At 73.5% G+C, this 19114-nt stretch carries 23 protein-coding genes; 13 read left to right on the top strand and 10 right to left on the bottom strand.

Annotated features, from left to right (window positions below; translation table 11 throughout):
• Positions 1–2: 2 nt before the first annotated feature.
• Positions 3–872 (bottom strand): menaquinone biosynthetic enzyme MqnA/MqnD family protein, encoded by an 870-nt coding sequence (locus tag ACIGXE_RS24680; protein WP_399750872.1) that lies wholly within the window; start codon positions 870–872, stop codon positions 3–5.
• A gap of 259 nt (positions 873–1131) precedes the next feature.
• Here ACIGXE_RS24680 and ACIGXE_RS24675 point away from each other — a divergent pair, with 259 nt between their 5' ends.
• The 6 genes from ACIGXE_RS24675 (at position 1132) to ACIGXE_RS24650 (ending at position 6301) form a co-directional block, all read left to right on the top strand.
• Positions 1132–1335, top strand: coding sequence for a cold-shock protein (locus tag ACIGXE_RS24675; protein ID WP_046908818.1), 204 nt, complete (start codon positions 1132–1134; stop codon positions 1333–1335).
• A 148-nt stretch (positions 1336–1483) separates the two neighbouring features.
• Positions 1484–1888, top strand: coding sequence for a DUF1992 domain-containing protein (locus tag ACIGXE_RS24670; protein ID WP_399750871.1), 405 nt, complete (start codon positions 1484–1486; stop codon positions 1886–1888).
• Positions 1889–2044: 156 nt separating this feature from the next.
• Positions 2045–3970 (top strand): protein kinase, encoded by a 1926-nt coding sequence (locus ACIGXE_RS24665; RefSeq protein ID WP_399750868.1) that lies wholly within the window; start codon positions 2045–2047, stop codon positions 3968–3970.
• A 63-nt stretch (positions 3971–4033) separates the two neighbouring features.
• Complete coding sequence (locus ACIGXE_RS24660; RefSeq protein WP_399750866.1) at positions 4034–4543, top strand: DUF664 domain-containing protein; 510 nt, start codon at positions 4034–4036, stop codon at positions 4541–4543.
• A gap of 86 nt (positions 4544–4629) precedes the next feature.
• Positions 4630–5997: an RCC1-like domain-containing protein gene (locus ACIGXE_RS24655; protein WP_399750864.1), complete on the top strand. Its 1368-nt coding sequence runs from the start codon at positions 4630–4632 to the stop codon at positions 5995–5997.
• Between the two features lie 115 nt (positions 5998–6112).
• Positions 6113–6301, top strand: coding sequence for a hypothetical protein (locus ACIGXE_RS24650; RefSeq protein ID WP_399750862.1), 189 nt, complete (start codon positions 6113–6115; stop codon positions 6299–6301).
• A 96-nt stretch (positions 6302–6397) separates the two neighbouring features.
• Here ACIGXE_RS24650 and ACIGXE_RS24645 read toward each other — a convergent pair whose 3' ends face one another.
• The 4 genes from ACIGXE_RS24645 to ACIGXE_RS24630 form a co-directional block, all read right to left on the bottom strand.
• On the bottom strand, positions 6398–6709 hold the full coding sequence (locus ACIGXE_RS24645) for a hypothetical protein (RefSeq protein ID WP_399750860.1): 312 nt from the start codon (positions 6707–6709) through the stop codon (positions 6398–6400).
• Positions 6706–7578, bottom strand: a complete 873-nt coding sequence (locus ACIGXE_RS24640) for an oxaloacetate decarboxylase (RefSeq protein ID WP_399750858.1) — start codon at positions 7576–7578, stop codon at positions 6706–6708. The genes ACIGXE_RS24645 and ACIGXE_RS24640 overlap by 4 nt, the downstream gene beginning before the upstream one ends.
• 126 nt (positions 7579–7704) lie before the next feature.
• Entirely contained in the window at positions 7705–8511 is an 807-nt protein-coding gene (locus ACIGXE_RS24635) for an alpha/beta fold hydrolase (protein WP_399750856.1), read from the bottom strand.
• A gap of 130 nt (positions 8512–8641) precedes the next feature.
• Positions 8642–9052, bottom strand: coding sequence for an ATP-binding protein (locus tag ACIGXE_RS24630; RefSeq protein ID WP_399750854.1), 411 nt, complete (start codon positions 9050–9052; stop codon positions 8642–8644).
• A gap of 103 nt (positions 9053–9155) precedes the next feature.
• Between ACIGXE_RS24630 and ACIGXE_RS24625 the strand changes: the two genes are divergently transcribed.
• From ACIGXE_RS24625 to ACIGXE_RS24615, 3 genes are read left to right on the top strand one after another with little or no spacing between them, the layout of a single operon-like run.
• Complete coding sequence (locus ACIGXE_RS24625) at positions 9156–10019, top strand: helix-turn-helix domain-containing protein (RefSeq protein ID WP_399750852.1); 864 nt, start codon at positions 9156–9158, stop codon at positions 10017–10019.
• Positions 10016–10201 carry a DUF397 domain-containing protein gene (locus tag ACIGXE_RS24620; protein WP_399750850.1) on the top strand — a complete coding sequence of 62 codons (186 nt, stop codon included), beginning with the start codon at positions 10016–10018 and terminating at the stop codon, positions 10199–10201. The genes ACIGXE_RS24625 and ACIGXE_RS24620 overlap by 4 nt, the downstream gene beginning before the upstream one ends.
• Positions 10198–10824 carry an HAD family hydrolase gene (locus tag ACIGXE_RS24615; protein ID WP_399750848.1) on the top strand — a complete coding sequence of 209 codons (627 nt, stop codon included), beginning with the start codon at positions 10198–10200 and terminating at the stop codon, positions 10822–10824. The genes ACIGXE_RS24620 and ACIGXE_RS24615 overlap by 4 nt, the downstream gene beginning before the upstream one ends.
• On the opposite strand, the gene ACIGXE_RS24610 is transcribed toward ACIGXE_RS24615, so the two are convergent.
• Positions 10814–11182, bottom strand: a complete 369-nt coding sequence (locus ACIGXE_RS24610) for a MerR family transcriptional regulator (protein ID WP_399750846.1) — start codon at positions 11180–11182, stop codon at positions 10814–10816. The two genes, ACIGXE_RS24615 and ACIGXE_RS24610, sit on opposite strands and share 11 nt — an antisense overlap.
• Before the next feature lie 70 nt (positions 11183–11252).
• Here ACIGXE_RS24610 and ACIGXE_RS24605 point away from each other — a divergent pair, with 70 nt between their 5' ends.
• Positions 11253–12389, top strand: a complete 1137-nt coding sequence (locus ACIGXE_RS24605) for an alkene reductase (RefSeq protein ID WP_399750844.1) — start codon at positions 11253–11255, stop codon at positions 12387–12389.
• 304 nt (positions 12390–12693) lie between these two features.
• On the opposite strand, the gene ACIGXE_RS24600 is transcribed toward ACIGXE_RS24605, so the two are convergent.
• A complete protein-coding gene (locus ACIGXE_RS24600) occupies positions 12694–13470 on the bottom strand; it encodes a MerR family transcriptional regulator (protein WP_399750842.1) in 777 nt (258 codons plus the stop codon).
• Between the two features lie 201 nt (positions 13471–13671).
• Here ACIGXE_RS24600 and ACIGXE_RS24595 point away from each other — a divergent pair, with 201 nt between their 5' ends.
• On the top strand, positions 13672–14565 hold the full coding sequence (locus tag ACIGXE_RS24595; RefSeq protein ID WP_399750840.1) for a GyrI-like domain-containing protein: 894 nt from the start codon (positions 13672–13674) through the stop codon (positions 14563–14565).
• Here ACIGXE_RS24595 and ACIGXE_RS24590 read toward each other — a convergent pair.
• Both ACIGXE_RS24590 and ACIGXE_RS24585 read right to left on the bottom strand, forming a co-directional pair.
• Positions 14543–14956, bottom strand: a complete 414-nt coding sequence (locus tag ACIGXE_RS24590) for a Zn-ribbon domain-containing OB-fold protein (RefSeq protein ID WP_399750838.1) — start codon at positions 14954–14956, stop codon at positions 14543–14545. The two genes, ACIGXE_RS24595 and ACIGXE_RS24590, sit on opposite strands and share 23 nt — an antisense overlap.
• The gene (locus ACIGXE_RS24585; protein ID WP_399750836.1) at positions 14956–15405 is read right to left on the bottom strand and encodes a DoxX family protein; all 450 of its coding nucleotides are present in this window, start codon (positions 15403–15405) and stop codon (positions 14956–14958) included. The genes ACIGXE_RS24590 and ACIGXE_RS24585 overlap by 1 nt, the downstream gene beginning before the upstream one ends.
• A 180-nt stretch (positions 15406–15585) precedes the next feature.
• Here ACIGXE_RS24585 and ACIGXE_RS24580 point away from each other — a divergent pair, with 180 nt between their 5' ends.
• On the top strand, positions 15586–16773 hold the full coding sequence (locus ACIGXE_RS24580) for a flavin-containing monooxygenase (protein ID WP_399750834.1): 1188 nt from the start codon (positions 15586–15588) through the stop codon (positions 16771–16773).
• Here ACIGXE_RS24580 and ACIGXE_RS24575 read toward each other — a convergent pair.
• Positions 16763–17374 carry a helix-turn-helix domain-containing protein gene (locus ACIGXE_RS24575; protein ID WP_399750832.1) on the bottom strand — a complete coding sequence of 204 codons (612 nt, stop codon included), beginning with the start codon at positions 17372–17374 and terminating at the stop codon, positions 16763–16765. The two genes, ACIGXE_RS24580 and ACIGXE_RS24575, sit on opposite strands and share 11 nt — an antisense overlap.
• Positions 17375–17469: 95 nt before the next feature.
• Between ACIGXE_RS24575 and ACIGXE_RS24570 the strand changes: the two genes are divergently transcribed.
• Positions 17470–18870 carry an MFS transporter gene (locus tag ACIGXE_RS24570; RefSeq protein WP_399750830.1) on the top strand — a complete coding sequence of 467 codons (1401 nt, stop codon included), beginning with the start codon at positions 17470–17472 and terminating at the stop codon, positions 18868–18870.
• The last annotated feature ends 244 nt before the right edge of the window (positions 18871–19114 follow it).

The following is a 19114-nucleotide window of genomic DNA, read 5'->3' as shown; positions in this document are numbered from 1 at the left end:
GCTCAGGCCCGGGCGCCGAGCAGCTCCACCCGCACGTCCGCCGGGAAACCGGTGGTCGGGCCGGTCCGGCGGGCGAACTCCCGCACGCCGGCGAGCTGCTCCGGCCCGAAGCGGAAGTCGAGGGTACGGAAGTACCGCTCCAGGAGCTCCGCGTCGAAGGCCTCCCAGCGCGCCGCCTGCTCGGCGACCTTGGCGACCTCCTCCAGGGACAGGTCCCGGGAGGCCAGGAAGGCCTGGTGCACCTCGCGGACGGTCTCCGGCTCGCGGGCCAGGAAGTCCTTGCGGACCGCCCACACGGCGAAGACGAAGGGCAGGCCCGTCCAGTCCTTCCACATCAGGCCCAGGTCGTGGACCTGCAGCCCGAGCCGCGGCGCGTCGTGCAGGGAGGCCCGCAGCGCCGCGTCGCCGATGAGCACCGCCGCGTCGGCCTCCTGCATCATCAGACCCAGGTCGGGCGGGCACGTGTAGTAGTCGGGCGCCACGCCGTACCGCTCGGCGAGCAGCAGCTGCGCGAGCCGCACGGAGGTGCGCGAGGTGGAGCCGAGCGCCACCCGCGCCCCGTCCAGCCGCTCCAGCGGGCGCTGGGAGACGATCACGCAGGACATGACGGGGCCGTCGCAGCCGACGGCGATGTCGGGGAGGGCGACGAGCTCGTCGGCGTGGCGGAGGTATTCCACGAGGGTGACCGGACCGATGTCGAGATCACCCCGGACGAGCCGCTCGCTGAGCTTCTCCGGGGTGTCCTTCGTGAGGTCCAGATCGAGAAGCGTGCCGGTCCTGGCGAGGCCCCAGTAGAGCGGGAGGCAGTTCAGGAACTGGATGTGTCCGACGCGGGGCCGGCTGCGCTGGTGGTCGTCGGTTGCATTGTCCACATCGCGAGGCTAGACCCGTCTCGTACGGTGGACATCGCCGGGGGCGCGTCAGCGCGTATGCGCGGATCAAACATGTGGGTGACGTGATCTTTCCCTCTACCGCTTCGAGCACGCTGCGTGCTACGCTCGACGCAAGTTGCAGTTTGGTTTCCCTTGCAGTACAGAGCCTGCGGAGCATGTGACCCGCAGGCTTTTGTAGTTTTCAGACTTGGTATGCAGGTTCTGGAGCAGGGCGACCCTTTGGCCCATAGGAGGGCTCATGGCTACCGGAACCGTGAAGTGGTTCAACGCTGAAAAGGGCTTTGGCTTCATCGCCCAGGAAGGCGGCGGCCCGGATGTCTTCGTCCACTACTCCGCGATCAACGCCTCTGGCTTCCGCTCCCTCGAGGAGAACCAGCAGGTGAACTTCGACGTCACGCAGGGCCCGAAGGGTCCGCAGGCGGAGAACGTCACCCCGGTCTAAGTGACCCGGGTCGACGATCGCGATCTCTAGAGCTGTACCCAAGGAGCCCCGCTCCGTGCGCGCCGAGCGCACGGTGCGGGGCTCCTGCCGTTTCTTCCACCCGTCCGGACCGCCGCCGTCCGGGTGAGCGGCTCCGTACGCTGGACACATGACCGAACGGAAACCACCCGGGGTCAGCTTCGAGTCGTTCGTCGACAAGCAGATCCGCGAGGCGACCGAGCGCGGCGAGTTCTCCCGGCTGGAGGGCTTCGGCAAGCCGCTGGCCGACGAGGCCGCGCCCTACGACGAGCTGTGGTGGATCAAGCGGAAGATGCACCGCGAGGGCGCTTCGGTGCTGCCGCCCGCCCTGGCCCTGCGCAAGGAGGCCGAGGACGCGGCCGAGGCCGCGCGGACGGCCGTCTCCGAGGCCCAGCTGCGCCGCGTCCTCGGCGAGATCAACACGAAGATCGCCGAAGCCCTGGCCCGCCCGCCGGCCGGGCCGCCGCTGAACCTGACGTTGTTCGACGTGGAGGCGGCGGTGGCCGAGTGGAGGCGACGGAGACCACGCCCCTGAGCCCGACCCCGGGCGCCGCCGCCTCCACGCTCCGAAGGGGGAAGGCGGCGGAGGAACCCAAGCGCCGTTCCCCCGCGTCCACTTGACGCGTACTCATCTACGCTGTGCGCGTTCGACCGACCACGGGGCAGGGACGACCAGGGGGACCAGACCGGCATGAGCGGCGGCGGGAACGACGAACGGCAGCGCAGGGCGACGGGGGCGGGCGGCAGCGGGCTGGAGCCGCTCGCGGCCGGGGACCCGCGCCTGATCGGCCCGTACCGGCTGCTCGGCCGGCTCGGCTCCGGCGGCATGGGCCGGGTCTTCCTGGCCCGCTCCGAGAGCGGGCGCACCGTGGCCGTGAAGGTCGTGCACGCGGAGCACGCGCAGGATCCGCAGTTCCGGGCCCGGTTCCGCCGCGAGATCGACGCCGTACGCAGGGTCGGCGAGCACTACACCGCGCCGGTCCTGGACGCCGACCCCGAGGCGGAGCGGCCCTGGGTGGTCACCGGCTTCGTGCCCGGCCCCTCCCTGGAGCAGGTGGTCCGGGAGCACGGGCCGCTGCCCGCCGACTCGATCCTGGCGCTCGCGCTCGGCCTGCTCCGGGCCCTCCAGGGCATCCACGGCGCCGGGATCCTGCACCGGGACCTCAAGCCGTCCAACGTGATGCTCACCGTCGAGGGCCCCCGGGTGATCGACTTCGGCATCGCGCGGGCCCTGGAGCCCTCCGTGGAGTCGCTGCTGACCAGCACCGGCATGGTGGTCGGCTCCCCCGGCTTCATGGCCCCCGAGCAGGTCCGGGGCGAGACCCTCGGCCCGGCGGCCGACGTCTTCGCGCTCGGCTGCGTGCTCATGTACGCGGCGACCGGGCGGCTGCCGTTCGGGCACGGGGCCAGCAACCAGCACGCGATCATGTTCCAGATCGTGGAGGCCGAGCCGGAGCTCGACCGGGTGGAGTCCGAGGAGCTGCGCGCCTTCATCGGACGCTGCCTGACCAAGGACCCCGAGCAGCGGCCGGGCATCGCCGCCCTGCTCGCCGACCCGGCCCTGCCGGGCGAGGAGTCGGGCCGCGGCGCGACCGCCGGGGCCTGGCTCCCGCCGGAGCTGGTGGCCCGGCTGGCCCGGCAGGCGGCCCGGCTGCTCGACGCCGAGGCGCTGTCGGAGGAGCTGGAGCGGGAGGCGGCCGAAGCGGAGGCGGCCAAGGCCCCGGACACCGGCACGATGGGCCTGCGCCCGGGGGCCGGCGCCGAGGGCGGGGCGCGGACGCCGCCCGCCCCGGGCACTCCGGCCACCGCCGGCGACGCCCGCCACGGGCCGCGCCGGGTCTCCCGGGTGTGGGCGGTCGTGGCGGCCGTGTTCATGGTCCTCGGCATCAGCGGCACGGTCGTGAAGCTGATCGACGACGGGGCCCGGGAACGCGAGCTCCAGGGCGCCCCCGGCGCCACGGCCAGCACCGCGCCGCCGGCCGGCACCACCGGCCCCTCGTCCGCTCCCCCGTCCGGCACCCCGACCAAGGCGCCCGGCCAGGCCCCGACGACGGCCGCCGTGCCGCCGCCGGGGGGCACGGGCGGCGCGGGCGGCGCCGCGGTCGCCGGCGGCGGCTCCGGCGGGGGCCTTCCGGCGAGCGGCGGGGGTACCGACGCCGGCGGCGGGTCGTCGACGACCGCGTCCGGCGGCGGTTCCTCGTCCTCGGGCGGGACGGCGCCGCGGCCGCCCGCCACGACGACGGCGCCCAAGCCGCCCGCGACCAGCGACAACCGTGTCCCGTCGGCCTTCGTCGGCACCTGGAAGTACACGGCCGCGTACAACATCGGACAGCCCGAGACGGTCTCCATCTACCGGGTCGCCCCCGGCCAGATCGCCGCCCGGATGATCACCGACATCAACGGCGCCCACTGCGAGTACGTGGCCACGCTGGTCTCGGTCACCGACGGCGGCGCGCGCATCAACCTGGGCACCACGACCGTCGACCAGGCGCGTTCCGGTTCGTACCCCTACTGCGCGAACGGCGACACGTCGGCGTTCAAGCTCGCCGTACCGAGCGGGATCCTCCACGACGTGGGGCCCTCGCACGGCGAGGGCTACCACTACCACCGCGTCTGACGCCTCCCCCGAACGGCGGCGCACGGCCGGGGAGGGCCGCCCTCCCCGGCGTACGGTGGGGCCATGAAGAGCGCGGAGCTTCTCCTCGACGCCTTCGGCCGGGTCCAGGAGGCCGTCCACGAGGCCGTCGAGGGCCTGTCGGAGGACGAGCTGGCGGTACGGATCGATCCCGACGCCAACTCGATCGCCTGGCTCGTCTGGCACCTGACCCGCATCCAGGACGACCACGTCGCCGACGCGTTCGGCACCGAGCAGGTGTGGACGGCCGAGGGCTGGTCCGGCCGCTTCGGCCTCCCCTTCCCCGAGGACGCCACCGGCTACGGCCACAGCAGCAAGCAGGTCGCCGCCGTCCGCGCCCCCGCGGACCTCCTCCTCGGCTATTACGACGCGGTCCACGCCCGCACCCTGGAGCACCTCGGCGGGCTCGGCGACGCCGACCTCGACCGGGTGGTCGACACCCGCTGGACCCCGCACGTCACCCTCGGCGTCCGGCTGATCAGCGTGATCACCGACGACAACCAGCACGCGGGCCAGGCGGCGTACGTACGGGGCGTGGTCGAGCGGCGCGGCTGAACCGCACCGCGTGTCGGGGCCGTCCCCCCGCGGCGCCGGGCCATGCTCGTGGCCGGGGGGCCACGACACCCACCGGAGGACGGTCCATGCGATTCCCACGCCCTGGCGGCCCCGCACGGAAGGCCCGCGGACGCGCCGCGGCCCTCTGCGTCGCCGCACTCCTGGCGAGCGGCGCCCTGTCCGCGGCCGCCGCACCCGCCGCCCCCGCCGACGGCGGGCGGGCGGCAGCCGCCATCCTGCCCGGCCCCGTGGTCGCCTGGGGCGCCGGCAGCACCGGCCAGCTGGGCAACGGGCGCACCGACGACAGCACCACCCCCGTCCGCACCCTGCAGAGCCGCCGGACCATCGGCATCGACGGCGGGGCCAACCACAGCGTGTCCCTCCGCACCGACGGCACGGTCTGGACCTGGGGGCTCAACACCCTGGGCCAGCTCGGCGACGGCACGACCACCTCCAGCCAACGCCCCGTCCAGGTGTGCGCCCCCGGCGAGACCGCGCCCTGCGCGAACCCCCTCACCGACGTGGTCGCCGTCTCCGCCGGCGCGCACCACAACCTGGCGCTGCGGTCCGACGGGAGCGTCGTCGCCTGGGGCGACAACGAGTACGGGCAGCTCGGCGACGGCACCCTCACCAACCGCACCACGCCGGTCCAGGTGTGCGCGCGGGCCGGGAGCGCGCCCTGCACCGCCTTCCTCACCGATGTCACCAGCCTGGACGCCGGCTCCTGGCACAGCCTGGCCGTGCACCTCGACGGCAGCGTCAGCAGCTGGGGGCTGAACTCCTCCGGCCAGCTCGGCGACGGCAGCGACGTGTTCCAGCGCGAGACGCCGGTCCAGGTCGCCCTCACCGGCGAGGCCGGCAGCGTGGCGGGCGGAGGCTCCCACAGCCTCGCGCTCATGAGGGACAGCACCGTGCGCGGCTGGGGCCACAACTTCTTCGGCCAGGCCGGCGACGGCACGACCACCACCACGTACAACCATCCGGTCCAGGTGTGCGCGCCGGGGCAGACCGCACCGTGCACCGACTTCCTCGACGAGGTGAACGAGATCGCGGCGGGCGGCTCCCACAGCGCCGCGTGGCGCTTCGACCAGACGGCCGTCGCCTGGGGGGACAACCGCTTCGGGCAGCTCGGCGACGGCACCTTCGGCCACCAGCAGAACCCGGTCCCGGTCCGGGTGTGCGCGCCGGGGCAGACCGCTCCCTGCACCGGCTTCCTCACCGGGGTGTACAAGATCTCCGCGGGTGGCGACCACACCCTCGCGGTGCTGGGAGACCTCACGGCGGCGGGCTGGGGATCCAACGGCGTCGGCGAGCTCGGCGACGGCACGACGGTCGACCGGAACACCCCCGTCCGGGTCTGTTCGGGGCGGCGCCCCAACCCCTGCGCGCAGCCGCTGACCGACGTGATCACGGTCGCGGCGGGGATCAGCCACAGCCTGGCCACCCATCACTGAGGCCCGACCCGCCCGCACCGTGGGCAGGGGAGGGGCGCGCGGGCCGGCTCGCGCGCCTCTCCCTCTTCCGCGTCACACTCCGTGACCAGGCCGCCGACCGGCTCGTTCTCGGTGCATGAACCTCTCCACCACCTCCCGCGCCCTCCTCGCCGCCCTCGCCCTGACCGGCGCCGTCGCCGGCTTCGCCTCGGCGGCCCAGGCCGCCACCCCCGCCGCGGCCACCGCGAGCGCCGTCGCCCACGAGGAAGGCCCGGAGCCCGTCGAGCTCAACGAGGCGGGCCTGCCGGACCTGCAGGAGGACTGACCCGCCGGGGGCGGCCGGACGGGCACACACGGCACGCGCAGCGGCCGGACACCACGAGGGCGGTGTCCGGCCGTTCGGCGTGTACGGGGGCGGTTCCTAGTCGTCGTCCGGCGCGCCGACCCGGCCCAGCAGGGCCTGGATCGCCTCTACCGCGCTGCCGTCGTGGTCGCTGCCGGCCGTGCCGCCACTGCCGTACTGGACGTTGGCCGCGCGGTCGACCTCCAGGACGGAGTCGGCGTGCGAGTTGTCGATGACGGTGACAAGGCTGCCGCCCGCCGCGGCGGGCGCCGCGCCGGCGGCCGCGAGCATGACCGCGCCGAGGAGCGGGAGCGCGGTTCGCGTCGCGCGGGGCGTGCGAAGGGCGCGCTGACGCGGAATCACGGGCACGGGAAGGGTCGGGCGGCTCACGCGCCCACCTCTTCGCGGGCCTCGTGGTGGCGGGCGATGTTGCGTTCCAGCAGGCGCGTCGAGGCGGCGACGCCGACGCCGCTCTCCGGGTCGAAGGAGGGCAGGCGCCCGTCGGCCGCCTTCAGTTCGGCGAGGGCCGAGTCCATCGCCGAGTGCGCGGCGAAGAGGCAGGGGGTGGAGTAGATGGCCACGTCCACGCCCAGGTCGGACAGCTCGGAGAGGGAGAGACGCGGGGACTTGCCGCCCGCGATCTGGTTGAAGAGGAGCGGCTTGCCGTCCACCACGTCACGGATCCGGCGGATCCAGTCCACGCTCCGTACGCCGTCCACGAGGACGACGTCCGCGTCGGTGGCCGCCAGGCACTTGGCCCGCCGCAGGATGTCGTCCTCGTCCGTGGCGTCGGTGCGGGCCACGACCACCAAGTCCCGCCGGGTCTGCAGCACCATCTCCAGCTTGGCCAGGTACTCGTCGAGCGGCAGCACCTGCTTCCCGTCCGCGTGGCCGCAGCGCCGGGGCCGCTTCTGGTCCTCCAGGATCACTCCGGAGGCGCCGATCCGCTCCAGGCCCTCCACCACATGACAGGCCACCTCGGGGTCGACGTAGCCGTCGTCGATGTCCACGAGCAGGTGGTGCCGGGGGAACGCGCCGCGCAGCCGCTGCACGAAGGCGACCATGTCCGGCCACGCGATGAAGCCGATGTCCGGCAGCCCGTAGTACGAGGCCGCGAAGCCGAAGCCGGACACGAACATCCCGTCGTAGTGCTCTGCGGCGACCGACGCCGAGTACATGTCGTAGACGCCGATCAGGGGGGTGGTGCCGGGCGCGGCGATCCGCGCCCGCAGGTCGTTGCCGTAACTGGTGTGGCTCATCGCCTGACTCCTCATCAACACGCTGGCACTTTGCCAAAACAAGATGTTTTCTGGAGACAAGCGCGAACTTTGCCATACGAGTGCTTTACTCACTCTCCAGGCGGACCTCTTTCACCCGCAGAAACGTCACCGGGCGCTTACGGCGTCCAGGAACGACCGCACCGTGGGCGCCAGCAGCGGCGAGAACATCAGGTCGTAGTGCGTGGCGCCGGGGATCACGCTCAGCCGGGAGGCGGGGCGGCCGCCGCCGTCCCAGCCGGGGTCGCCCTGCCCGCCGCCGAGCAGGCCGAAGAACTCCACCATGTGCCGCGGGCTGATGCCGTCCGCGTCCGCGAAGACGAGCAGCACCGGGACGGTGAGCCCGGCGAGCTCCTCGCTCCAGTCGTAGTCCCGCTGGTTGAGCGCGGCGACCTTGCCGACCAGGACGGGCCAGTCCTCGACGCGCGGCGCGATCCGCTCGTACAGGTCGTACATCGGCGACTGCTTCAGCGGCTCGGCCGCGGCCTCACTCATCTGGTCCATCTGCGCCGTGACCTCGGGGAACCAGCCGCTCCGCCGCGCGGGCATCGACACCAGGACCAGCCGGTGGACCAGCTCCGGGTGCTGGACGGCGAGCCGGGCGGCGGCACCGGCGCCGAGCGAGTAACCGAGGACGTCGGCCGGGCCGGTCCCCAGGTGCTCGAGCAGCGCGGCGACGTCGTCCCCCATCGCCTCGTGCGTCAGCGGCCGGCCCGCCGCGTCGGGCGTGCGGCCGTGCCCCTGGAGGTCCACGGTGATCACCTGCCGTCCCTCCCCCACACCGGAGTCCAGCAGCGGCCGGAACATCTCCCCCGCCCCGAACCCGCCGTGCAGCAGGACGAGCGGCGGCTCGGCGGTGGCGGGGCCGTACTCCTCGAAGTACAGGGACACTCCGTTGACATCGGCGTAGGGCATGGGTCCGGCTCCTCGGCTCGCGTGCGGTACGAGGGGTGGACCGTGGGCGCGCCGGAAACTCATCGGTGCCGGACGGACCGGACGGCGGTGGCCGACACCCGTACACGCCTTCCGGGCCCGCCGTCCGGTGTCACCGGGCCGTGACCGTCGCCCAGACCGTCTTGCCGACCGAGCGGCTCTTCACCCCCCAGGCCGTCGACAGGGCCGCGACCAACGGCAGGCCGTAGCCGTGTTCGTACGGATAGCCGGGGACGACGGCCGCCGACGGCGGCTCGGTCTCGGTACGGGTGTCGGAGACCTCGATCCGGAGCCGGCCCGCGTCCAGCGCCAGCCGCACCTCGAAGTCCCGGCCGGGTACCCGACCGTGCGTCACCGCGTTGCTCGCGAGCTCCGCGACGACGAGCTCGGCGGCGCCGGTGTCCGTCAGCCCCCAGTCCCGCATCTGCTGCACGGCCAGCAGCCGCGCCAGCCGCGCGCCCCGGCGCGTGGACGAGAGCCGTTGCGTGAACTCGCCGACGAACTCACCGGTTGGGGTGGTCATTTCCGTCTTCATGGTCCCGAGACTGGGCCGCCGGTCGTACGCTGACCAGGGGCGGCACGACGACTCTGAGTAGCGGTACGAGCACGCCAAGAGGGCGGTACGGATGTCGGGCAACGAGGAGGAGCGGCCGGAACGGCCGTCCGAAGTCGACGGTACGGCGCACCTGTTCCGGGCGCTGGGCAAGATCATCAAGGTGCTGCGCAGGAACGCGGGCCTGAGCCAGGCGGAGCTCGCGGAGGCCACGCACTGTAGCGAGGACCTGATCTCGGCGGTGGAACGCGGGGTACGGACCCCGCAGCCGGACTTCCTGCTCCGGGCGGATCCGGTGCTGGGGGCGGAGGGGGTCCTGATCGCGGCGGTGGACGACGTGCGGGAGGCGTTGGCGCGGGCGCGGGTGAGGCATCCGGATTGGTTCCGCAGCTTCGCGAAGGAGGAGGCGGAGGCGGTCGCCAACCACTACTACGAGGTCCAGGCAGTGCCGGGCATCCTGCAGACACCTGCCTACGCGCGCTCACTCTTCGAGCGCAGCCGCCCCATGCTGGACGAGGCGACCATCGAGAAGCGAGTGGCCGACCGGATCTCCCGGCAGGCGCTCTTCGACAGGTGGCCCGTCCCGACGATCAGCTTCGTCCTTGAGGCTGCGGTCCTGCTCCGACCGTTCGGCGGGCCGAAGGTCCACCGCGAGCAACTCCTGCGCATCCTCGAAGTGGCCCAGCGGCGCACCGTGGAGCTCCAGATCCTCCCCCAGGACGGCGAGGAACATCCCTACCTGGGTGGCCCGTTCACCCTGCTGACGCCCAAGGGGCGGCGCGAGGTCGCATACACCGAGATCTACGGTCATGCGCGGCTGATCACCGACCCGGAAGAGGTGCGACATTACTCCGAGCGCTATGGGATCCTGCGATCACAGGCACTCACCAAGCGGGAGTCCCTGGACTGGATCGAGAAACGGCTGGGAGAACGATGAATACCGCTGATCTGGCCTGGTTCAAGAGCAGCTACAGCGACGCCTCGGGCGGCAACTGCATCGAAGTCGCCAAGTCCCCCAGCACCGTCCACATCCGTGACTCCAAGAACCCCGACGGCCCCCAGCTCGCCGTCACCCCCTCCGCCTGGGCCGCGTTCGTGGGCGTAGCCTCTGGCGTGTGACCGGGAGGAACTTCGTACTCTTCGACGTCGACGGCACCCTCATGGACGCCGTCGAGAACCAGCGGCGCGTCTGGCACGCCTGGGCGGACCGTCATGGGCTCGACGGGGCCGAGGTGTACGCCGTCGCGCTGCGGACGCGGCCGGTGGAGACGTTCGCGGCCGTGGCGCCGGGGGCGGACCCGGACGCGTGCCTCGCCCTCCTGCACGCGCTGGAGGACGAGGACGTGCGGACGGGGACGTACGCGGCCTTCGAGGGTGCCGCCGAGCTGCTGGGCGCGCTGCCGGCCGACCGGTGGGCGCTCGTGACGTCGAACTACGAGCACCGGGTGCGCGGGCGGTTCGAGCGGACGGGGCTGCCGATGCCCGGACTGGTCGTGGACGCGGCCTGCGTCAGCGAGGGGAAGCCGTCACCGGTGCCGTACCTCCTGGCCGCCGAGAAGCTGGGCGCGGACCCGGCCGACTGCCTCGTGATCGAGGACGCGCCCTCCGGCGTGCGTTCCGGGCGCGCGGCCGGGATGACGGTCTGGACCGTCAACACGCCGACCCCGGCGGACGGTTCGCACCGGCACTTCGACACCCTGGCCCAGGCCGCGCCCGAGATCCTGGCGCACGTCAGCGGGTGACGGCCGCCGACGCGGTGTCGATGAACTCGTCCAGGACCTCGCGGGAGCGGAGGAGGTCCGCGATGAGGCGGTCGATGCGTTCGCGTTCGGCGGTCAGCTCGGTGACGAGCTTCTCGTCGGTCAGCGCGGTCGGACCGGCGTCCACGTCCCGCATGCACGGCAGGAGTTGGGCGATCTTCTGGCTGTTGAGGCCGGCCGCGTAGAGCGACTGGATGCGGATGACGCGGTCGACGGCCCAGTCGCCGTAGTCGCGGTGGCCGCCGGGCGTGCGTTCGGAGCGGAGGATGCCCTGCTTCTCGTAGTAGCGCAGGGAGCGTTCGCTGACACCGCTCCGGCTCGCCAGTTCACCGATCCGCATCGCCCGTCCTCCACTTCGCCGTCCGAAGAGGCTTGAATCTGACACCGGTGTCAACTTCTACGGTACCGGCATGACGAACACCGCGAACTCCCCCGCAGATTCCCGCCTCTTCGAGCCCACCCGCCTCGGCCCGCTCTCCCTGCCGAACCGGCTGGTGATGGCCCCGCTGACCCGTAACCGGGCCTCGGCCGACGGCGTCCCGACCCCCATCATGGCCACGCACTACGCCCAGCGCGCCTCCGCCGGGCTGATCATCGCCGAGGGCACGACGCCGAACGCCGTCGGCCAGACCTACCCCGACATCCCGGGCATCCACACCCCGGAGCAGGTCGACGGGTGGCGCGCGGTGACCGGGGCCGTACGGGCGGCGGGCGGGCGGATGTTCCTGCAGCTGCAGCACGGCGGCCGGATCGGGCACCCCGACAACAGCGGGCTCACGCCGGTCGCGCCGTCGCCGCTGCCGCTGCCCGACGGGATCCACACCCGCGCCGGGCACACCCCGTCCGTCGTGCCGCACAAGCTGAGCCGGGACGAGATCCGGGCGACCGTCGCCGACTACGCCGCCGCCGCGCGGCGGGCGGTCGAGGCGGGCTTCGAGGGCGTCGAGGTGCACTCGGCCAACGGGATGCTGCCGCACCAGTTCCTCGCGCCGAACACGAACCGGCGGACCGACGCGTACGGCGGGCCGATCGCCCACCGGCTCCGGTTCCTGGTCGAGATCGTCCGCGCCGTGGCCGAGGAGATCGGGCCGGAGCGGGTCGGACTGCGGATCTCGCCCGGGATCGGAATCAACGGCGTCGACGAGGGCGGCGAGACGGAGGCGATCTACACGGCGCTGGTCGCCGCCCTGGCCGACGAGGGCCTGGCCTACCTGCACATCATCTTCGCCGACCCGGACCAGCCGCTGTTCCAGGCCGTCCGGAAGGCCTGGCCGGGCACGCTGATCGCCAACCCGAACCTGGGCTGGGGCGTGCCGCTGCCCGCCGACGGCGGCCGCGCGGCCGGTGAGCGGCTGCTGGCCGCCGGGGCCGACCTGATCTCGCTCGGGCGCGGCTTCCTGGCCAACCCCGACCTGGTGGAACGCCTGCGGATCGGCGCGCCGCTCAATCCCGTACGGGACCAGTACCTGATGTACACCGGCGGGGAGGAGGGCTACAACGACTACCCCACGCTCGCCGGGACGCCCGCCCTCGCGGCGGCGGTGTGACGGCCGGCGCGAAGGGAACCGGCGCGAACGCGGCGGCCTTCGGCCGAAACGTCCCTCCCTGTCGGCATGGTGGTCGACACGGCGTCGGCCGCCATGCCCACAGGGAGGGACACGTCCGGGACGGGAACGAGGCGGGTGACGCACGGGCTCGTCGGCAACTGCTTCGGCGCCTGCCGGGCGCCGGTCCGGGCCGTCCTCCGATGACGCCGCCGACGGTCTGCAGCCCGTCGGCAGGCGCCCGCTCCGGCCGGCGTGTGCCCGCTCCGGCCGGCGTCGGCGCGGCCGGCGTCGGCTCAGCCGGGCGTCAGCTCAGCCGGGCGTCCGCGTAGACGGCCATCGCGTCGCGCAGATACGCGGCGAGACCGTCGGCGATCCGGTCGAAGTTCTCGCGGAAGCGCGGGTCCTCGACGTAGGTCGCCGCCAGGCCCCGGTACGCCTCGGCGTTCGGGGTCCAGAAGCGCGCGACGCCCCGGTAGTGCACGTCCACCTCGGCCTGGACCGCCGGGTCGGCGACCGGGGTGCCGGCGGCCATGAACTCCGCGAAGCGGATCATCTGCGCGGTCACCTCGCGCTGCCACTCCTCGGTGGTCGCCGCGTCCAGGGCCTCGACGGCCTGCCGGGACTCCTCGTACGCCGCCGGCCAGCGCTCCCGGACCTCGGCCTCCATCTCGGGGTCGGGCCGGAAACCCTCGAAGAGGTTCTCCGGTCGGTTGATCCTCACCATGCTCTCCTCGTCCTCGCTTTCCTCGTGTTCCTCCAGATCGGCGATGGTGCGGGCCACCGTCCGGGCCAGGGTCCCGATCCGGTCCCGCTCCGCGAGCAGTCGTGCGTGGTGCTCGCGCAGCACGGAGACCCGGTCGGCCCGGCTGTCCAGGACGGCCTGGATCTCCCGCAGGCCCACGTCCAGCTCCCGCATCAGCAGGATCTGCTGGAGCCGCAGCAGCTGGGGCTCCGCGTAGTAGCGGTGCCCGCCGGCCGCGACGTACGCCGGTGGCAGCAGGCCGATCTCGTCGTAGTGCCGCAGGGTCCGGGACGTCACCCCGGACATCCGGGCCACGTCCGCGATCGACCAGGCCGTCATCGGCGGTGTCCTTCCGTCGCCGGGGCCGGCCCTTCCGGCCCCCACACGAAGACCGTAGGAGTTGACGCAGCGGCAACCGCAAGTCCGGCGCGGGCGGGCGTCCCCCGGCCCGGCCACCCGACCGTTCCGGGCACGGATCGTCGGGTCCTGGGAGGCTGGTGATTCCTACGGTGAAGGCACCAGAGGGAAGGACACGCACCCGTGCTGGAGCAGCTCAACCAGGCGCTCGACCACATCGAGCGCTGCCTGGAGGCGGAGGCGGACCGGGAGGTCGACGTCGCCGAGGTCGCGAGGATCGCGATGACGTCGGAGTACCACTTCCGGCGCCTGTTCTCGGCGCTCGCCGGGATGCCGCTCTCCGTGTACGTGCGGCGCCGGCGCATGACGCTCGCCGGGGCCGAGGTGCTGGACGGGGAGCGGACGCTGCTCGACGTGGCCGTGCGCCACGGCTACGGCTCGGGCGAGGCGTTCGCCCGGGCGTTCCGGTCGGTGCACGGCATCGGACCGGGCGAGGCCCGGCGCACGGGTGCGGAGCTCACGGCACAGCCGCGCATGTCCTTCCGTGTCGTCGTCGAAGGGAGTACGACCATGCGGTACCGGATCGTCGAGAAGGAAGCGTTCCGGGTCGTCGGCCGGAAGGCCACCGTCCCGCTCGTGCACAAGGGGGTCAACGCGGCCGCCGCGGCGCACGTGGAGAGCCTGGACGAGCAGGCGATCGTCCGGATGAAGGAGCTGGCCGACGGGGAGCCCGAGGGGGTCCTCTCGGCGGTGGTGCACCTGACCGACAGCCGGGAGGAGGGGGCCGAGGTGGACTACTGGATCGGCGTGGCCACCGGCCCCGACGCGACGGCCGAGGAGCTCGACGCCCTCGACGTGCCGGCCGGGACCTGGGCGGTCTTCGACGACCACGGGCCCTATCCGAGCGCCCTGCAGGAGCTGTGGCGGGACGTGTTCACGCAGTGGTTCCCCTCGAACCCGTACGTGAGCCGGCCGGGTCCGGAGCTGCTGCGGACGCGGCCGGTGGAGATCGGCGCGGAGACGGACTCCCAGCTGTGGATCCCGGTCGAGCGGGTCAGCGGGAGCGCGGGGGCGTGAACACCGGGACCTGGAGGTCGCCTTCCGCCCGGAAGGCGACCTCCAGGTCCATGCCGACGCGCAGCGCGGACTCCGGACAGTCCACGATCTCGGTCATCATCCGGGGTCCCTCGGCGAGGTCGACGACCGCCGCCACGTAGGGGACGCGCTCGCCGAAGGGCGGGAGGTCGTTCCGGTGCACCACGGACCACGTGTAGAGCACGGCCCGGCCGCTCGCCCGCCGCCATTCGACGGCCTCGCTCCAGCAGTGCGGGCAGAACTCGCGCGGGTAGTGGTGGGGCCGGTCGCAGGCGGTGCAGTGGCGCAGCAGCAGGCGCCCTTCGGCGGCGGCGTCCCAGTAGGGGCGGGTGAAGGCGTCGACGTCCGGGACGCTCGCGGGGGTGCCCGTCATCAGAAGAGTCCGATCGCGTGGTCGAGGGACCAGGTCTGCCAGGACATCGCGAAGAGGGCGACGAGGGAGATCAGCGCCATCATCGCGTTCTGCCCCTGTTCGGCCCAGTCGTGGATCATCAGGGTGAGGTAGAGCAGGTTGAGGAGCAGGCCGCCGACGAGGGCGACGGGGGTCAGCAGGCCGGTGACCAGGCCGAGGCCGAGGGCGAGTTCGGCGTAGACGACCACGTACGCCATGAGCTTGGGGCGCGGGGCGACGATCGTGTCGAAGCCGTTCCGCACGGCCGCCCACCTGTGCCGGGACGCGACGTCGGCCGCCCAGGCGATGCCGGTCCCGCGCTCGAACCAGCCCTCGCGGTCCTTGTGGCGCCAGCTCTCCAGCCACCACAGGCCGAGACCGATACGGAGGACGGCGAGCCATTCGGCGCCGGTGAGCCAGATCGTCCGCATGTGCCCCGCCCGCCCTTCGGGAAGCAGATCTGATGGGTCGTCAGTTAAGCCGTCAGTTCAGCGGATGGGGACCCCTCTCCGCAAGACCTCTGCCGAACCTCTGCAGGCGTGACCGATTCGCAACCGAACTCCCTCTTGACCGAGACCCACGACGTGTACGCGTCATTACGCTCAGAAGTCATGACCGTCACCCCCCAGCCCCACCCCGTCTACGTCATCGGCGGCGGACCCGGCGGGCTCGCCGTCGCCGCCGCCCTGCGCGCGCGGGGCGTACGGGCCGTCGTCCTGGAGAAGTCCGACGCCGTCGGCCACTCCTGGCGCCACCACTACGACCGGCTGCGGCTGCACACCACCCGCCGGCTCTCCGCCCTGCCCGGCCTGAAGATGCCCCGCTCCTTCGGCCGTTGGGTCGCCCGCGCGGACGTGGTGCGCTACCTGGAGACGTACGCCGAGTTCCACGACCTGGAGATCGTCACCGGCGTGGAGGTGACCCGCGTCGAGCGCGCGGAGTCCCGGGCCGAGAACCTCTGGGTGCTGCACGCGACCGGCGGACGGCGTCTCGTCGGCAGCGCCGTCGTCGTCGCCACCGGCTACAACCACACGCCCCGCGTCCCGAGCTGGCCGGGTGCCGATGCCTACGCCGGGACGCCCGGCCGCGAGCTCGTGCACGCCGGCACGTACCGCAACCCCACGCCGTACCAGGGCCGGGACGTGCTCGTCGTCGGCGCCGGCAACACCGGCGCCGAGATCGCCGCCGACCTCGCCGAGGGCGGCGCCGCCCGGGTACGGCTCGCGGTGCGCACCGCGCCGTACATCGTGCGCCGTGCCACGCTCGGCTGGCCCTCCCAGCGCAGCGGCATCCTGGTGCGGCGGCTTCCGACCGGCCTGGTGGACCGACTGACCGGGCTGCTCGGGCGGTTCCTCGCCGCCGACCTCTCGGAGCACGGACTGCCCCGGCCCACCGGCGGCCTCTACACGCGCGTGCTCCAGGGCGCGGTCCCGGTGCAGGACGTGGGCCTGGTCGCCGCCGTACGGGCCGGCAAGGTCGAACCGGTGGCCGCCGTCGACTCCTTCGACGGCGCCGAGGTCGTCCTCGCCGACGGCTCCCGCATCACCCCCGACGCGGTCATCGCCGCGACCGGCTACCGGCGCGCCCTGGAACCCCTGCTCGGACACCTCGGCGTCCTGGACGCCGACGGCCGGCCCGTGACCCGCGGCGCCCGCTGCCCCGCCGACGCGCCCGGCCTCTACTTCACCGGCTTCACCAACCCGATCAGCGGGATGTTCCGCGAGATGGCGATCGACGCGGAGCGGATAGCCCGGCGGATCGCGCGGCGGACGGCCGCGGCGCGGGTGGTCACTTCCTAGGGGACGAGTCACCCCCTCGGGGCTCCGGTGCGTGCTCCGGTGCCGTCCGGACCACCGCCTGGTCGCCGTGCGGGCCGAAGAGGTGGAGGATCTCCACCGCCTCGGCGCCCGCCGGGCCGAACCAGTGGGGTTCGGCGGTGTCGAACTCCGCGACCTCGCCGGGGCGGAGGGTGACCTCGCGGTCGCCGAGGACGAGGCGGAGCTCGCCCGCGAGGACGTACAGCCACTCGTAGCCCCCGTGGGTCACCAGTTTCGGTTCGCGGTGGGCGAGGACCTGCTTGAAGACCTGGACCCGGCCGGGGTACTGCGTCAGCGGCACCAGAACGCTGCCGCGCCCCCGGCTGCGGGGCCGGAGATGGACCCGCGGGTCCCCGGTGGCCGGGGCCGCCACCAGCTGGTCGAGCGCGACGCGGTGGGCGCGGGCGAGCGGGATGAGCAGGTCGAGGGTCGGGCGGCGCACGCCCGACTCGACGCGCGAGAGGGTGCTCACCGAGATGCCGGTCTCCTCGGCGAGCGCTTCGAGCGTGAGCCCGCGGTCGTGGCGCAGGGCGCGCAGCCGGGGTCCGATGCCGTCGAGGATCTCCGCGGTCTCAGGGTCCATGGGGCCATTTTGCGATGTTCGCAAACTTCCTGGGCGGGCGGAGGGGGCCGCTCCGAGCATGGGCGCATCCGTCGTCCCCGTAGGGAAGGACCCCCATGGCCACCAATGTCATGACCACACCCACCACGGTCGGGCTGAGCCCCCGGCGGCGCTGGACGGTGCTCGCCGTCTGCGCGCTGAGCATGTTCCTGGTCGGCGTGGACACCACCATCGTCAACGTCGGGCTGCCCGAGATCGGGCGCGGGCTCGGCGTGGGCACCCGCGGCCTCGAGTGGGTCGTGGACGCGTACACCGTCGTCCTGGCCGCCCTGCTCGTCGTGTCCGGCGCGCTCGCCGACCGCTTCGGGCGCCGCCGGGTCTTCCGCACCGGCCTCGTGGTCTTCGGTCTGTCCTCGCTCGCCTGCGCCCTCGCCCCCTCGCTCGGCGCGCTCGTCGCCGCCCGCGCGGTCCAGGGGATCGGGGCCTCGATGCTGAGCCCGGTGGCGCTGGCGATCGTCGTCGGCGCGATGCCCGACCCGCGCGAGCGGGCCCGCGCGATCGGGGTGTGGGCGGCGGTCTTCGGGCTCAGCATGGCGGCGGGGCCGGTGACCGGCGGGGCGCTGATCGCGGCGTTCGGCTGGCGCTCGGTGTTCTGGATCAACGCGCCGGTCGTCGTCCTCGCCCTCGTCCTGGTCGCGCTCTTCGTGCCGGAGTCCCGCGGGCAGCGCGCCCGGCGGCTCGACCTGCCGGGGCAGGCGCTGCTCACCGTGACGCTCGGCCTCACCGTGGGCGTGCTCATCGAAGGGCCGCGCCTCGGCTGGGGCTCGCCCGCCGCGCTGGCCGGCTACGCCCTGGCGGGACTCGCCGCGGGCGGGTTCGTGCTCGTCGAGCGGCGCCGGCCGGAGCCCCTGATGGACCTGGGCCTCTTCCGGCGGCCCGCGTTCGCGACGGCGGTCCTCGGCGCCACGGCGGTGTTCGTCGCGCTGAACGTGAGCCTGCTGCTCACCACGCTCTACCTCCAGCACACCCGCGGCCTGACCCCGCTGGCCTCGGGCCTCGCGACCCTGCCGATGGCGCTCGGCGCCACCGTCTGCGCGCCGTGGTCGGGCCATCTCGTCGGGCGGTACGGGGCGCGCCGACCGCTGCTCCTCGCGGGCGCGTTCACCACGGCGGGCGGCCTCTGTCTCGTGGGTCTCGGCCGTGACACCGGGCTGCCGCTGCTCCTGACCGCGTACCTGCTGATCGGCATCGGCTTCGGCTTCGCCAACGCGCCGCTGACCAACACGGCGGTGGGCGGCCTTCCGCCCTCCCGGGCGGGCGTGGCCGGGGCGATCACCTCGACCGCGCGCCAGGTCGGCTCGGCGGTCGGCATCGCGGTCGCGGGCGCGCTCGTCACGGGCGTCGCCCCGGTGGAGCTCCCCGGCGCCTCCCGCGCCGGGTGGTGGCTGGTGGCGGCCTGCGGGCTGTTCCTGCTCGTGGCGGCGCGGGTGGCTCGACCGGCGGCGCCGAAGGCCTGAGCGGGGGCGGTCGGCCCGGGGCCGGCGGGCTCGGGCAGAGGCCGGGAGGCTCGGGGCTGGGGCCGGGAGGCACGGGCCTGGGGCCGGGAGGCACGGGCCTGGGGCCGAGAGGCACGGGGCTGGGGCCGAGAGGCACGGGGCTGGGGCCGAGAGGCACGGCAGAAGGCCTGAAATCGGGTGCCCGGACGCGGTCGCCGCGCGCTTTTCTGGGCAGCGGGCGCCCTGCGCACACAGAATCGCCACG

Origin of the sequence: Streptomyces sp. NPDC053431 (assembly GCF_044544925.1) — a bacterium.
Lineage (GTDB): Bacteria > Actinomycetota > Actinomycetes > Streptomycetales > Streptomycetaceae > Streptomyces.
Note: the sequence above shows the minus strand (reverse complement) of the source record. Positions and strands in the feature narration are given on the sequence as shown.